A 15,565-nucleotide genomic window follows, 5' to 3' on the forward strand; every position below is an offset into this window, starting at 1 on the left:
AAGGGAAACAGCCCAGACCACCAGCTAAGGTCCCAAAGTATACGTTAAGTGGCAAAGGATGTGGAGTTGCTTAGACAACCAGGATGTTGGCTTAGAAGCAGCCACCATTTAAAGAGTGCGTAATAGCTCACTGGTCGAGTGACTCCGCGCCGAAAATGTAACGGGGCTAAACGTATCACCGAAGCTGTGGATTGGCGTCACACGATGTCAGTGGTAGGAGAGCGTTCTAAGGGCGTTGAAGCTAGACCGGAAGGACTGGTGGAGCGCTTAGAAGTGAGAATGCCGGTATGAGTAGCGAAAGATGGGTGAGAATCCCATCCACCGAATGCCTAAGGTTTCCTGAGGAAGGCTCGTCCGCTCAGGGTTAGTCGGGACCTAAGCCGAGGCCGAAAGGCGTAGGCGATGGACAACAGGTTGATATTCCTGTACCACCAAATTACCGTTTGAGTGATGGGGGGACGCAGGAGGATAGGGTAAGCGCGCTGTTGGATATGCGCGTCCAAGCAGTTAGGCTGCAAGTGAGGCAAATCCCACTTGCAATAGGCTCGAGCTGTGATGGCGAGGGAAATATAGTACCGAAGTTCCTGATTCCACACTGCCAAGAAAAGCCTCTAGCGAGGTAACAGGTGCCCGTACCGCAAACCGACACAGGTAGGCGAGGAGAGAATCCTAAGGTGAGCGAGAGAACTCTCGTTAAGGAACTCGGCAAAATGACCCCGTAACTTCGGGAGAAGGGGTGCTCTTCAGGGTGAATAGCCCAGAAGAGCCGCAGTGAATAGGCCCAGGCGACTGTTTAGCAAAAACACAGGTCTCTGCGAAGCCGCAAGGCGAAGTATAGGGGCTGACGCCTGCCCGGTGCTGGAAGGTTAAGAGGAGGGGTTAGCGTAAGCGAAGCTCTGAATCGAAGCCCCAGTAAACGGCGGCCGTAACTATAACGGTCCTAAGGTAGCGAAATTCCTTGTCGGGTAAGTTCCGACCCGCACGAAAGGCGTAACGATCTGGGCACTGTCTCAACGAGAGACTCGGTGAAATTATAGTACCTGTGAAGATGCAGGTTACCCGCGACAGGACGGAAAGACCCCGTGGAGCTTTACTGTAGCCTGATATTGAATTTTGGTACAGCTTGTACAGGATAGGTAGGAGCCTGAGAAGCCGGAGCGCTAGCTTCGGTGGAGGCGTCGGTGGGATACTACTCTGGCTGTATTGAAATTCTAACCCTCACCCCTAAATCGGGGTGGGAGACAGTGTCAGGTGGGCAGTTTGACTGGGGCGGTCGCCTCCTAAAAAGTAACGGAGGCGCCCAAAGGTTCCCTCAGAATGGTTGGAAATCATTCGTAGAGTGTAAAGGCACAAGGGAGCTTGACTGCGAGACCTACAAGTCGAGCAGGGACGAAAGTCGGGCTTAGTGATCCGGTGGTTCCGCATGGAAGGGCCATCGCTCAACGGATAAAAGCTACCCCGGGGATAACAGGCTTATCTCCCCCAAGAGTCCACATCGACGGGGAGGTTTGGCACCTCGATGTCGGCTCATCGCATCCTGGGGCTGTAGTCGGTCCCAAGGGTTGGGCTGTTCGCCCATTAAAGCGGTACGCGAGCTGGGTTCAGAACGTCGTGAGACAGTTCGGTCCCTATCCGTCGTGGGCGTAGGAAATTTGAGAGGAGCTGTCCTTAGTACGAGAGGACCGGGATGGACGCACCGCTGGTGTACCAGTTGTCTTGCCAAAGGCATCGCTGGGTAGCTATGTGCGGAAGGGATAAGTGCTGAAAGCATCTAAGCATGAAGCCCCCCTCAAGATGAGATTTCCCATAGCGCAAGCTAGTAAGATCCCTGAAAGATGATCAGGTTGATAGGTCAGAGGTGGAAGCGCGGCGACGTGTGGAGCTGACTGATACTAATCGATCGAGGACTTAACCAAATTTAGATGATACTCATTCTTTTGACTTTGACTCTTTATCTAGTTTTGAAGGAACAACCTTCAAATTTTATAGTCTGGTGGCGATAGCGAAAAGGTCACACCCGTTCCCATACCGAACACGGAAGTTAAGCTTTTCAGCGCCAATGGTAGTTGAGGGTTTCCCTCTGTGAGAGTAGGACGTCGCCAGGCACCTGTAAGAGAGTAGTCATGTGACTACTCTCTTTGTTTATGACATGACTTCCCCCGTAGGTTTTTTCTATATTACCTATAAAAATGCTATACTTACAGAAAAAACAAGGGGACGGGACAAACTATGGAGAGAATAAATATTAAAGGACCATACAACTTTGATCAAGTGCTAAACAGGCTTGCATTAGATCCATTAAATCAAATAGATCTACAGGAACGCTCGGTTAAAGTTCCTCTCATCGTCAACGGAGACAAGCAGGTTGTAAAAGTTATCGCAACGGGTACAACTGTAGAGCCTTCATTTGATTTGAGTGGTAAGACAAGTGAAACTATTATCGCTCGTTTACGGGAAATCTTCCAATGGGATCAACCTTTAGATGACATTCATGCGCATTTTCGCCATACAGATTTAGCCCCCATTTTTAAAGAGCATGTGGGAACACCTTTGGTTTTGGACTTTGATCCTTACAATTGTTTATTAAAATGTATCGTTCATCAGCAACTCAACCTGAAGTTTGCCCACACATTAACTCAACGATTTGTTACAACCTTTGGCACAGAAAAAGACGGGGCTTACTTTTACCCAGATCCAGAAAAATTGGCCAATGTGAAAATTGAGGAGCTACGTGAGCTTCAATTCAGTGGCCGTAAAGCGGAGTATGCCATTGGTGTGGCACGAGCGATTGTAGAGGGGAAATTGGAGCTACAAAAGTTGCACGATAAGTCAGATGATGAGATTATGGAAGAGCTCGTCAAATTAAAGGGCATTGGTCCATGGACGGTACAAAATTTCCTCATGTTTGGTTTAGGTCGACCAAACCTTTTCCCAATTGCTGATATCGGCTTACAGAATGCTCTCAAAAAGCTTTACAATATGGACCGAAAGCCATCGAAGGAAGAAATGGAAGGCTACAAGCCAAGCTGGGAGCCATACGCAAGCTACGCTTCTCTCTACTTGTGGAGAAGTATTGAATAATAGATGGAGTGAACAGAATGAAACAGGAGCAATCCGTAAGAATAACTGAAAAACAAACCTTTCCACTGACAATTAAGAGACTCGGCATCAATGGGGAAGGAGTGGGCTACTTTAAAAAGCAAGTCGTCTTCGTACCAGGTGCACTGCCAGGTGAAGAGGTAGTTGTAGAAGCAACAAAAATTCAACCGAAATTCGCTGAAGCACGCATCAAAAAGATCCGTAAGAAATCAGAACATCGTGTTGCACCACCATGTCCTGTGTACGAGGAATGTGGAGGCTGTCAGCTCCAGCATCTCGACTATCGTCAACAGCTTGTGGAAAAAAGGGATATCGTGAAACAATCGCTGGAGCGCCATACCAAGCTAAATGTAGAAAAGTTAGATATCCGTGACACACTTGGCATGGAGAACCCATGGAACTACCGAAACAAAAGCCAGTTTCAGGTGGGGCAGCGTGACGGAAAGCTACTAGCCGGATTATATGGGATCAACTCACACAAGCTTGTTGATATTCAACATTGTGCGGTTCAGCATTCTGCTACAAACAAGGCAACATCAACGGTGAAAAAGATTTTACAAGACCTTAAAGTGTCTGTATATAATGAGAAAACTCGCAAAGGTGTCGTACGTACCATTGTTGCACGAATTGGTGTGAAAACAGAGGAACTACAAATCGTATTAATTACAAGTCAACGTGAGCTTCCTCATAAAGACGAAATCGTCGCTAGCATCAAGCAGGCCTTACCAGAAGTTACATCCATTGTGCAAAACGTAAACGGTCAAAAAACATCTCTTATCTTTGGTGATGAAACTAGACTATTGGAAGGAAGAGAGTTCATCCAAGAAACACTTGGAGAACTCGAGTTTGAGCTTTCAGCAAGAACGTTCTTCCAGCTAAATCCGGAGCAAACCGTGAACCTTTACAATGAGGTAAAAGAAGCAGCGGGACTAACAGGTGTGGAAAAAGTTGTGGATGCCTACTGTGGAGTGGGAACGATCGGTCTTTGGTTAGCAGATGGAGCAGATGAAATCCGTGGAATGGATGTGATTGCGGATTCGATTGAAGATGCAGAAAAAAATGCCGAGAGACATGGAATCAGTCACGCTACTTATGTGGTCGGTAAAGCCGAACAAGTCCTACCAAAGTGGGCGAAAGAAGGATGGAAACCGGATGTACTTGTAGTTGATCCACCAAGAACAGGCTTGGATCAACAGCTATTAAACACAATTTTAAAAGTAAAGCCAAAGAAAATTGTGTATGTTTCATGTAATCCATCCACACTCGCAAAGGATATCTCCGTGTTGGTTTCTAAATATAAGGTTGGATATATTCAACCTGTGGATATGTTCCCACAAACAAGTCATATTGAAAGTGTTACTAGTTTAATTTTAAAGGGATAAATGACAGTTTTTTTGGATAAGTCAGACAATATCCACAATTTTATTCACATTGAGCAGAAAATCGGGATAAAAAACGTGGGAAAATCCGAAAAAATAAGTTATCCACAGTCTAATAAGTCTGAACTTGACGAATGGCTCCTTATTTTTCAGGGGCCATTTAATTTTTGTAAAGACAAGTGCTATAGTAGGTAAGGTAAACCATCTTCAGGGGGATAAATCAATGAATAATAACGATATATTAATCAGATTAAGATACGCTTTAGATATTAAAAATGTAGACATGGTAGAAATCTTTAAACTTGGTGGAGTTGAGGTAACCAAAGATGAGGTATTAAAGATCCTCACGAAAATAAATGAAGAAGAAGAGGATAATGAGGATGTGATCATCTGTGATGATCAGATGTTCGATGCCTTTTTAAACGGCTTTATTATTTTTAAAAGAGGAAAGCAAGAACCAAAACCAGGTCAACCTGAAAGACAGGCTCCATCTCTAAAGGAAAGCTCAAATAATCTTCTATTAAAAAAGCTGAAAATCGCTTTGTCATTAACAAGTGAAGACATGCTTCAAATCTTAGAAGATGCAGGAGTTCGTATCACCAAAGGAGAACTAAGCGCCTTATTAAGAAAAGTGGGTCATAAAAACTATAAGTTCTGTGGAGATCGTTATGCTCGAAATTTCTTGAAAGGGTTAGCTATTAGATATAGAGGATAGGGTTTTAATTAAAAAGCCATTCCAAATAATAAGTTACCAAACTCAACACAAGGAATTGAAATTATAACAATTTTGTTTTATTAGAGGAGTTCAGTGATCTGAACTCCTTTTGTAGTTGCTCAAAAAACATTATGTTGTAGTAAAAGAGAGTGTAACTATTCTATAATTTTTATAAGGCAAGGGAGGAATTACAGTGGGAGTACAATTGAAAAAAGTACATACAAAGGGTTTGTGGAAAATATGAAAATAGTAATTGCTGAACGGGATAATCATGAGAGAGTGGCGATAGAATGGCTGATTTCGACCTATTCTATTCCAATTAATAACGTACTTGTGACAAAAACAGTTAAGGAGACAATGGCTATACTTGAAAAAGAACTTCCTGAGATACTCTATTTAGAATTGGATATGATACCAGCCGAACATTGGTCGTTAATTACAAGATATGTTAAAACTTTTTCACCGAAAATTATTACTGTCACAGCAGAAGCGACATTTGAACGGGCAAAACAGGCGATTGAGCTAGGTAGTGTTGATTTACTTGTTAAACCACTAGACCCAGTAAAAATTAAACAATGTCTTAAAATGGCATTGTCACTCGTTGTACAAAGAGAAACAATGGATGTCTTTTCCTCTAAGAAGGAAGAGGGGTATTCCTATCAATCAATATTTTTAGATCAAGAACAAAATAATGGGGAAATCGCGTTGATGCTCTTGCATACGGAAAATAGTAAAAAGCTTGCTGATTTACAACAATTTTTAACGTATTTCCCATTTAGTGAACCTCCGACGATCTTACCATTAACAGATATGGTTGTATGCTTATTTAAAAATCCACCCCAGCATATAAAAGAAGAAGCATGGAAGGTTTTGAGGGAATGGGAAGCTTTTAATATTGAACCTATTGCTGCGGTTATTATCCCACCTAATACTGAAATGAAATCTGTACATGACATGTATTTAGAAGCTAGAAGACTGTTAGAAATGACATTTTTTATCGGATATCGTCAAGTCATTTTACCAAAAGAAGAATACAAATCTTGGTATGAAATGGATCCGTTTTTAACCTCGGCTGAACAGCGGGAATGGGTGGAGATGTTAAATAGTTTTGATAAAAAGAAAATAAAAGAATGGATGCACCAAGAGTTTTTGAATATGGAAACGCCCTTTCCTAATCCGGAAAAGTTAAGGACAAGACTTACAAGTATTCTAGCCCAAGTAAGGCGGTTTATGAAAACGTACGAGCTTGAACAAGGTGAAATGGAAGAATATTATTTGAAAATATTTTCAGAGATTCTGTACAATCGTGTGCTATACAGAGTCGTCCAAGAAATGCTTTTATTCTTATATGAATTACTTGATCGTTCTAAGAATGGTGACGTCTTTTCGAAAAAAGATGTCGTTGAAAGAGGGCTCCTTTATATCGAGAAACATTATATTGATCCTGATTTAACATTAGAAAATGTGGCTGAAGCGGTTGGAAGAAGTACAGCCTATTACAGCCATTTGATCATGAAGAGGCAAGGAATGTCGTTTCGACAGCTATTAGCCAATAAACGTATTAACGAAGCAAAGCGACTCTTAAATTCAAGCGAGCTTTCAATTAAAGAAATAGCCAATCAAGTAGGTTTCCGTAATCCTAGTTATTTTACTAGACTTTTTAAAGAAATGACATCGATGTCTCCGCGTGACTATCGTTTACATATGAGGGAGGGAATGGAGTAGTCCAGATAAATGTGCTTAGATGAAATATCGTAAAAAATTATAAGAGTCGTAAAAAATTATAAGAATCATAAATTATTATAAGATTTTAAGTGAAAAAGGATAAATGTAACAAGCCCTTTCGAATAAAAGTATTGAATTTCGAAAATTAATTAGCTATTTTTAGTCAAAATTATTCTCTATAATTTTCAGTATATTTAGATAAAGAAAATCTATCTATAAAGGCAATAAAAACTATTTTGCCTGATTCGACTACTTTATCTTTTCCAAAAATAGTGATTAAAGGGGGAATCTATGATGTCATTGGAGATAGAAAAAAAGGCTCCTAATGTAGTCGGAGATAAAAAGCAACAAACACGTTTATCTGTATTTTTACCGGCTTTTCTAGTAGTTGGAGGCGGAGCCATTCTAGGAATTGTGAACAATCAATTGTTGACTGATATTTCAATGAATGGTTTTATAGGTTCTTTACGTGGACTTGGATGGCTTTATCAAATCATCTCAATTGCAGCACTCATCATTGTATTTTTGGTAACGTTTTCAAAGTTAGGTAACATTCGTTTGGGAGGATCAGAGGCAAAGCCTAAATATCCGTTTCTTGCTTGGTTTGCAATGGCTTTAACAGGTGGAATTGCCACGGGAGTCATTACTTATGGAGTAAATGAACCGATCATCTATTTTGGTAACATTTATGGAGAAATGGCCAATACAGGTGTTGAACCTGGTACTTCAATGGCTGCTATCTACGCTATGGGACGCTCTTTTTATAATTGGACTTTCATTCCTTATGCGATGTATTCATTGAGTGGGCTCGTGGTTGCTTATATGTATTTTAATCGTAAAGCACCATTGTCTGTAACAGGAACATTAACCCCACTGTTCGGTAGCAAAATTACAAAGGGGGTTTGGCCTGGGATTATCGACACATTAGCGGTGTTAGCAATCGCACTTGGCTTAGCATCTTCACTAGGAGCAGGTTTAGCATTAGTCGGATCGGGAATCGAGACGTTTTATGGTATTAAGCAGGGACCGATAGTGTGGTTCGTCCTAGTTGTTGTGATAACTGGATTGTTTACTGTTTCAGCGTTAAAAGGGATGGATAAAGGGATTCGTCGGATGGCAGATATTAATGCAAAGGTGTTTTATATCCTGCTACTTGCACTGTTCATTATTGGCCCTACTTTATATATTCTCCAATCGTCAACAGCAGGAATGGCTCAATGGCTACAAAACTTCTGGAGCTGGGGACTTGATCCAGGAATAGTCGGTGGAGAGGCTCTAGTGATGTGGTGGACGTTATATGATTGGGCGATTTGGATTGCCTATGCACCATTAATGGGAATATTCCTTGCGGTTATCTCTTACGGACGAACGATTCGCCAGTTTATGATAATCAACTGGATATTACCAGCTGTGTTCAGTATCTTATGGTTCGGTGTTTTTGGCGGAACAGCCCTACATTGGCAACAAAATAATACAGTTGACTTAGTGTCAACAATTAATGAAAGTGGAGCGGTTGCAGGTTTATGGGCGTTCTTAGCTAATATGCCATTTGCTGTCATCATTATTCCTATCGTGATGATTGCGTTAATCCTTTCATTTTCTACAGCGGCTGACTCAATGGTTCGTGCAATTGCCATGTTATGTACCGTAAATATTCGTTATAATGAAGATCCAGCAAAATGGAAAATGCTGATTTGGGCGATTTCTATTGCGATCATTGCCTTTGTGATGGTTGCTTTCGCAGGCGGAGTACAAGGCGTTGATGGTGTGAAATATTTGGCTGCCTTAGGTGGCTCAGCGGTTCTCTTCGTCTTTGTTTTACAAGTCTGTTCGGCAGTTAAAATGTTCTTTATTGATAAAATTGAAAAATGATTATAGGAAAGAAGAGAGGGGTCAACATGGCAGATCAAGGGATGAAAAAGATAGCCCTAGGAAATGCAATCACATTAGAAATGTTTGTCTCCATAGCGCGTGATGGTGTTCATGTTGATTTTTCAGATGCTTACCGCCAGCGAGTTGAGAGGTCGTGTCAGCTTGTAAACAAATGGATTGATGAAGAAAGAATCATGTATGGGGTAAACACTGGCTTTGGTGCTCTATCAACAAAAATAATTTCACGAGATCAAACAAGATTGTTGCAAAAGAATATTCTTTTATCTCATGCAACATCAGTTGGTGAACCATTAGATGAAGAATGTGTCAGGGTAATTATGCTGATGGTGCTGCAAAACTTAGGGCAAGGGTATTCTGGAATCCAGATATCCACGTTGGAAATGTATCGTCAATGTTTAAATAGTGGTGTTATCCCGTTTGCACCTCGTGAAGGTTCAGTTGGGTATCTAAGCGTTGAAGCTCATATCGCTTTGGTGATGATCGGGGAAGGAAAAGCCTATGTGGATGGAGAGCTATTACCTGCGAAGGAAGCTCTTCGTAAAGCAGGGCTAGAGCCGATTGAACTTTCAGCCAAAGAGGGCTTAGCGTTAATTAGTGGAACAACGAGTCCAACCGCAATTGGAGCGTTAGCATTATCGGATATGCTACAAGCAGCTAAGTCAGCCGATATTATTGGTGCAATGGCTTTAGAGGTCTTACGAGGAACAACACGAGCTTTTGATGACAGACTGATGATCGCTCGTCCGCATGAACAACAACGAAATACAGCAGCCAATGTGAGAAAAATTTTAGATGATTCAATGATGGCTAAACAGTCGGTCGATCATCGCTTGCAGGATGCCTTATCTTTACGGGCAATTCCTCAATTGCATGGGGCCGCAAAAAAAACGCTTCTTGATGCGTTAGCTACCTTTGAGGTCGAAATGAATGCATGCACTGACAATCCCATCTTATGGCCGGGTGAAGATGGTTGTGCGATTTCAGGAAGTAATTGTGACTCTTCTTACGTGGGGATCGAGTTAGATTCTGCATGTATCGGGGCTACAGCCATTGCGAAAATGTCAGAACGACGAAATAATCGTCTGATTAATTCTCATCTTTCAGGATACCCTGCGTTCCTTGTCCAGAATGCTGGGCTAAATTCAGGGCTAATGATTCCACAGTATTCACAAGCAGGACTTTTAAACGATATGAAATTATTATCTCATCCTGCAACAGTTGACAGCATACCGACTTGTGCTGACCAAGAGGATTATGTAGCGATGGGGTACAATTCAGCGAAAAAAGCTAGGGAAGTAGCGCAAAGGCTTGAGTATGTCTTAGCAATTGAGCTGTTGTCGATATATAATGCTCATCAATTTGTGGAAAGCGAACTTACACCTGGATCTGCTTCAACAGCGGTTTTGGAATGCATTAGGCAATCAATACCAAATATGGCTGAGGACACGTATCTTTACCCTTATTTAGAACGATTGAAGGATTTTATTCATTCAGGTGAGATCATTTCAGTCGTAGAAGAGAAACTTGGTAAGTTACTGTAAATGTATATTATAAAAATTGTTTATTATATATAGAATGTTTAGGAGGCAATCAAGATGGAACAAACAAAAACAGAAAAAGTCATCCGCTATCGCGGACCAGAATTAAATACCAAAGGCTGGTTACAGGAGGCTGCACTTCGGATGTTAATGAATAATTTAGATCCTGAGGTTGCGGAAAGACCAGAAGATCTCGTTGTGTATGGTGGGATTGGAAAAGCGGCACGAAACTGGGAATGCTTTGATGCGATCGTTAAGTCGCTAAAGGAATTAGAAAATGATGAGACACTATTGGTTCAATCAGGGAAACCGGTTGCGATTTTTAAATCACACACTGATGCACCGCGGGTATTAATCGCAAATTCGAATATTGTCCCCGCTTATGCAAATTGGGAAACTTTCCATGAGCTAGACAAAAAAGGGTTAATGATGTACGGACAAATGACTGCAGGAAGCTGGATTTATATCGGTTCGCAAGGCATTGTCCAAGGGACCTATGAAACGTTTGCAGAGCTTGCAAAACAGCATTTTGGCGGTACACTCAAAAATACTATCACGGTAACGGCTGGTCTAGGCGGTATGGGTGGAGCTCAACCACTTGCTGTAACGATGAATGGTGGCGTTTGTATTGGCATTGATGTAGATGAAAGCCGAATCGATCGTCGTATTGAAACTCGTTATACGGATGTAAAAACAGATTCCTTGGACAAAGCAATCGAAATGGCTAAAACCGCAAAGCTTGCAGGTGAAGCTCTCTCTATCGGATTGATTGGAAATGCGGCTGATATTCTACCAGAAATGATTGCTAAAGGATTTATCCCTGATATTGTGACAGATCAAACATCTGCACATGATCCACTTAACGGCTATGTTCCGTCTAAGATGTCTCTTGTTGAGGCTGCAAAATTACGAGTTGAAAATCCAGAAGAATATGTTAAGAAGTCAAAAGCTTCAATGGCTCAACATGTGCAATCCATGCTCGAGTTGATGGAAAAAGGCGCCATTACGTTCGATTACGGAAACAATATCCGTCAAGTTGCCAAGGATGAGGGCGTTGAAAATGCCTTTGACTTCCCAGGATTTGTTCCAGCCTATATTCGTCCTCAATTTTGTGAAGGAAAAGGACCATTTAGATGGGTCGCACTCTCAGGTGATCCAGAAGATATCTATAAACTGGACGAAGTGATATTACGTGAATTTAGTGATAATGACCATTTATGTAACTGGATTCGTATGGCGAAGGAAAAAATCCAATTCCAAGGGCTTCCATCTCGGATTTGTTGGCTTGGTTATGGAGAACGGGCACGCTTCGGTAAAATCATTAATGAAATGGTTGAAAAAGGTCAGCTCAAGGCTCCAATTGTCATTGGGCGTGATCATCTTGACTCAGGCTCAGTTGCGTCACCGAATCGTGAAACAGAATCAATGAAAGATGGATCTGACGTTGTAGCAGATTGGCCAATTTTAAATGCCATGATTAATGCAGTTGGCGGTGCTACATGGGTATCCTTACACCATGGTGGTGGAGTGGGCATGGGCTATTCAATGCACTCAGGAATTGTTATTGTGGCAGATGGAACGAAAGAAGCAGAGGCACGAATTGAACGTGTTCTGACAACAGATCCAGGAATGGGTGTTGTTCGCCATGTTGATGCTGGTTATGAATTAGCGAAGAAAACAGCACGTGAAAGAGGAGTAAACATTCCAATGTTAGAAATGGGGATTGAATAAGATGACAAGACCGATTTGGATCAAAAATATCCATCAATTGGCAACCCTTGCATCCAATAAGGAAGGTCCTCGTTCAAGAGAAGCGATGTCGAAGCTAGGTATTATTGAGAATGGAAGTTTGTGGATAGAAGATGGAATCATCCAGGCCGTAGGATCGACAATTGATCTGGAACAGCAGTATGCAGCTAGAAGAGAAGAAGCTGAGATTGTGGATGCTACCGGTCACTTAGTTACCCCTGGATTAATCGATCCTCATACACATGTTGCTTTTGGTGGTAGTAGGGAGCAAGAATTTGAAATGCGTCTTGAAGGCGTACCATATATGGATATTATGAATGCGGGTGGGGGAATTCATGCGACTACTCGCATGACTCGTGAGTGTACGGAAGAAGAGATTATTAGCCAAACAACAAGACGGCTTGATTCCTTTTTACATCATGGTGTAACAACTGTGGAAGGAAAAAGTGGATATGGAATGAATCTTGAATCCGAGTTAAAGCAGCTAAGGGTAATGAAGAAATTACAGGAAATACACGTGATTGACCTTGTGCCCACCTTCATGGGAGCACATGCTGTTCCTCCTGAATACAAAGGTAGAGAGGAAGAATATATCGATCACCTAATAAATGATATGCTACCTGTTGTGGCTGAAGAGAGATTAGCGGAGTTTAATGATGTCTTTTGTGAAAAGGATGTTTTCACCCCAGAACAATCAGAGAGAATTTTGGAAGCAGGAAAGAGGTACGGTCTGATCCCGAAAATCCATGCTGATGAAATTGTTGCATACGGTGGGGCAGAATTAGCGGCTAAGGTAGGCGCGATTTCAGCTGAACACTTATTGAAGGCATCAGACGAAGGAATTAAAGAAATGGCAAAGGCAGGAACGATCGCTTGCTTACTTCCAGCAACGGCTCTCTATTTACGTGAGGAAGCAGCGAATGGAAGAAAAATGATTGATGAAGGGGTAGCAGTAGCAATTTCGACAGATTGTAACCCTGGGTCTTCGCCAACAACATCGATGCCACTTGTCATGAATTTGGCCTGTATCTCGATGAGGATGACACCTGCAGAGGCATTAACCGCTGCGACATACAATGCGGCATGCGCAATTAACCGTCAAGATCGAATCGGATCTCTAGAGGTTGGGAAACAAGCTGATGTGGTGTTATGGGATGTAAAAAGCTATCAAGAGTTACAGTATTTGTTTGGTGTAAATCACACAAAAGCTGTTTGGAAAAAAGGAGTAAAGGTGGTCGGGTAACACATGAGTGAGCATTGGCTAGAACAACCGGAATGGTTATGGAATGTGAATACAATCGACCCAACTTATGTTCACCATTGGGTTAGGCAGCTAAAAGAGATGGAAGGAAAGCCGGAACTTATTTTATATGGTGCACCAATTTCTCGTTCTTCCATTAGTGTCTCAGGTGCATCTCTATATCCGACGGAATTTCGGCGAATGTGGAAGGGGTTTGCCACCTACAATTTGGATGAAGATGTTGATTTAGTTGATTTGATTGTTGCAGATGCTGGAGATGTCGTGATGCATACAACAGATATACCTTTGTCCCATAAGCGTATTGAAGAGGCAACAACTTTTCTAGCTTCGAAATATTCTGATGCAGTTACCTCCATGATTGGAGGTGACCATTCAACGACGGCTTGTGCAGTGCGAGGAATTAAGGAAGCTTTTCCAAATGAAAGAATCGGCATCTTGCAACTCGATACCCATCTTGATGTACGGGATCCTTCTGAATTGGGGCCAGCAAATGGTACTCCAATCAGGCAATTAATCGATGGATCTACAGTTAAGGGAGAAGATATTATAAATATTGGTTTGCACGGTTATTTCAATGCTAAACCACTGATCACTTATGCTAATTATCATTCCATTCAAATGGTGACATTAAAGAATGCTCGCAAAGTTGGCTTTGTTCATACTGTTCAGGAGGCACTGAACCAGCTATCTCAAAAAGTTGACCGGATTTATGTCACGGTTGACATGGATGTACTCGATATATCTGTTGCTCCAGGAGTGCCAGCTTCCACACCAGGAGGCTTGTCCACAGCTGAGTTATTCGATTCCTTGCTTGAGATTGGAAAGCATCCATCTGTCCGACATATTGATTTTGTTTGCCTGGATCCAAGTAAGGATTCTAAGGTTTTAGAAACAGTTAAAACTGGTGTATATGCGTGGTTACAATTTGTCACTGGTGTGGTTTGTCGTTCAAAGTAAATTTATTGGTTTTGCTTTTTTTTAAGTGCAAAATAACAGTTTTTGGAGAATATTACACAAAATTTATTAAAACTAGGGCAATCTCACTGAGGATTGCCCTTTTGCTTTTTACAAGTGTAAATATATTAATCACATATGTAACATAACTTATTTACAGAGTATCTAACTATCTAGTAATCTTGATAGAAAAGATTGTTCATAAGTAAGGACAAGGATCAGAAGGAAGGGCTAGGTTTGTCTAAAGGGTTATTGTACATTTTATTATTTTTATTAATGGTGATTTGGGGATTCAATGTGTCGGCCATAAAAATTTTAGTGACGTATTTTCCACCAGTTTTTATTCAAGGTGTTCGTGTGTTTTTGGCGGGGTTGGTGGTAATAGTTGTCCTTATTTTATCAAAGAGATTTGAGCGGATTTCTCGAAAAAATGCACTTGGAATATTTGTCGTTGCCTTATTTGGAGTGTTTGGTCATCATCTTTTTTTAGCACTCGGATTAACCCTAACGACCGGTTCAAATACAGGTCTTATATTGGGCTTAGTCCCACTGTTCACCTCCATTTTTGCTATGATTTTCCTGAAGGAGCTATTAACATTTTTCAAAGTTATCGGCATTTTATCGGCTCTAAGCGGTGTCTATTTTATCATTTTAAAAGGAAATGGACCTGTCTCTGGGTTTTCACTAGGTGATCTCTACATCTTTGGAGCGGTAATCACGCAAGCGATTAGTTTTATTGTGATAAAAAAGTTAACTACTAATCTTGATTCACGGCAAATGACGGGAATCATGCTGATCTTTGGAGCATTAATGATGTTCGGATTTAGTTTGTGGATTGAACCAGTGGAGATAAGCCAATTCCAACAGCCAATGTATGTATGGTTGGTTTTACTAGCTTCAGCTGTATTTGCCACAGGACTTGGCCATATGCTATATAATTATGCCATCCAACAATTAGGTGCAGGCTCTACAGCTATTTTTATCAATCTAACCCCGTTCTTTTCATTGCTTGGATCAGCTTTGTTCTTAGGAGAAAAGATTGTGCTTGAGCAGTTAATAGGTTTTGTACTAATCGTAATTGGAGTTATTTTAGGCACGGGGATGCTTGAGGGAACTTTTCGCAGTCTAAAACGTCGGAATCTTTCAAGGTCATTAGAAAGATAATTTCTGAGACGAATATAAATTGCCGTATCTATAAGAATAGTTCACTCAGTGAGAAGCTGTTAAAATAAATAACAGCTTCTTTTTCTTG

The 15,565-nt window shown here is 41.4% G+C and carries 10 protein-coding genes and 2 rRNA genes (1 of these 12 only partly in view); all 12 read left to right on the top strand.

Going from position 1 to position 15,565, the window contains the following annotated elements; translation table 11 throughout:
- Positions 1–1,916 (top strand): 23S ribosomal RNA (locus tag MKX65_RS03990) (it extends 1,042 nt beyond the left edge of the window).
- A 73-nt stretch (positions 1,917–1,989) separates the two neighbouring features.
- A 5S ribosomal RNA gene (gene rrf, locus MKX65_RS03995) occupies positions 1,990–2,105 on the top strand.
- Between the two features lie 124 nt (positions 2,106–2,229).
- On the top strand, positions 2,230–3,081 hold the full coding sequence (locus MKX65_RS04000) for a DNA-3-methyladenine glycosylase family protein (RefSeq protein WP_340902456.1): 852 nt from the start codon (positions 2,230–2,232) through the stop codon (positions 3,079–3,081).
- Positions 3,082–3,098: 17 nt separating this feature from the next.
- Complete coding sequence (gene rlmD, locus MKX65_RS04005) at positions 3,099–4,481, top strand: 23S rRNA (uracil(1939)-C(5))-methyltransferase RlmD (RefSeq protein ID WP_160548751.1); 1,383 nt, start codon at positions 3,099–3,101, stop codon at positions 4,479–4,481.
- Between the two features lie 220 nt (positions 4,482–4,701).
- Entirely contained in the window at positions 4,702–5,193 is a 492-nt protein-coding gene (locus MKX65_RS04010; RefSeq protein ID WP_160548750.1) for a DUF1456 family protein, read from the top strand.
- A 240-nt stretch (positions 5,194–5,433) separates the two neighbouring features.
- Positions 5,434–6,918, top strand: coding sequence for a helix-turn-helix domain-containing protein (locus MKX65_RS04015; RefSeq protein WP_160548749.1), 1,485 nt, complete (start codon positions 5,434–5,436; stop codon positions 6,916–6,918).
- A gap of 294 nt (positions 6,919–7,212) precedes the next feature.
- Complete coding sequence (locus MKX65_RS04020; RefSeq protein WP_160548757.1) at positions 7,213–8,790, top strand: BCCT family transporter; 1,578 nt, start codon at positions 7,213–7,215, stop codon at positions 8,788–8,790.
- Positions 8,791–8,816: 26 nt separating this feature from the next.
- The gene (locus MKX65_RS04025; RefSeq protein WP_340902458.1) at positions 8,817–10,352 is read left to right on the top strand and encodes an HAL/PAL/TAL family ammonia-lyase; all 1,536 of its coding nucleotides are present in this window, start codon (positions 8,817–8,819) and stop codon (positions 10,350–10,352) included.
- Positions 10,353–10,406: 54 nt separating this feature from the next.
- Positions 10,407–12,080 carry a urocanate hydratase gene (hutU, locus tag MKX65_RS04030; RefSeq protein ID WP_340902459.1) on the top strand — a complete coding sequence of 558 codons (1,674 nt, stop codon included), beginning with the start codon at positions 10,407–10,409 and terminating at the stop codon, positions 12,078–12,080.
- A 1-nt stretch (position 12,081) separates the two neighbouring features.
- On the top strand, positions 12,082–13,341 hold the full coding sequence (gene hutI, locus MKX65_RS04035) for an imidazolonepropionase (protein ID WP_340902460.1): 1,260 nt from the start codon (positions 12,082–12,084) through the stop codon (positions 13,339–13,341).
- A gap of 3 nt (positions 13,342–13,344) precedes the next feature.
- Complete coding sequence (locus MKX65_RS04040) at positions 13,345–14,316, top strand: agmatinase family protein (protein WP_340902462.1); 972 nt, start codon at positions 13,345–13,347, stop codon at positions 14,314–14,316.
- A gap of 234 nt (positions 14,317–14,550) precedes the next feature.
- Positions 14,551–15,477, top strand: a complete 927-nt coding sequence (locus MKX65_RS04045; RefSeq protein ID WP_340902464.1) for a DMT family transporter — start codon at positions 14,551–14,553, stop codon at positions 15,475–15,477.
- The last annotated feature ends 88 nt before the right edge of the window (positions 15,478–15,565 follow it).

Source organism: Robertmurraya sp. FSL R5-0851 (assembly GCF_038002965.1).
Taxonomy (GTDB): Bacteria; Bacillota; Bacilli; order Bacillales; family Cytobacillaceae; genus Robertmurraya_A; species Robertmurraya_A beringensis.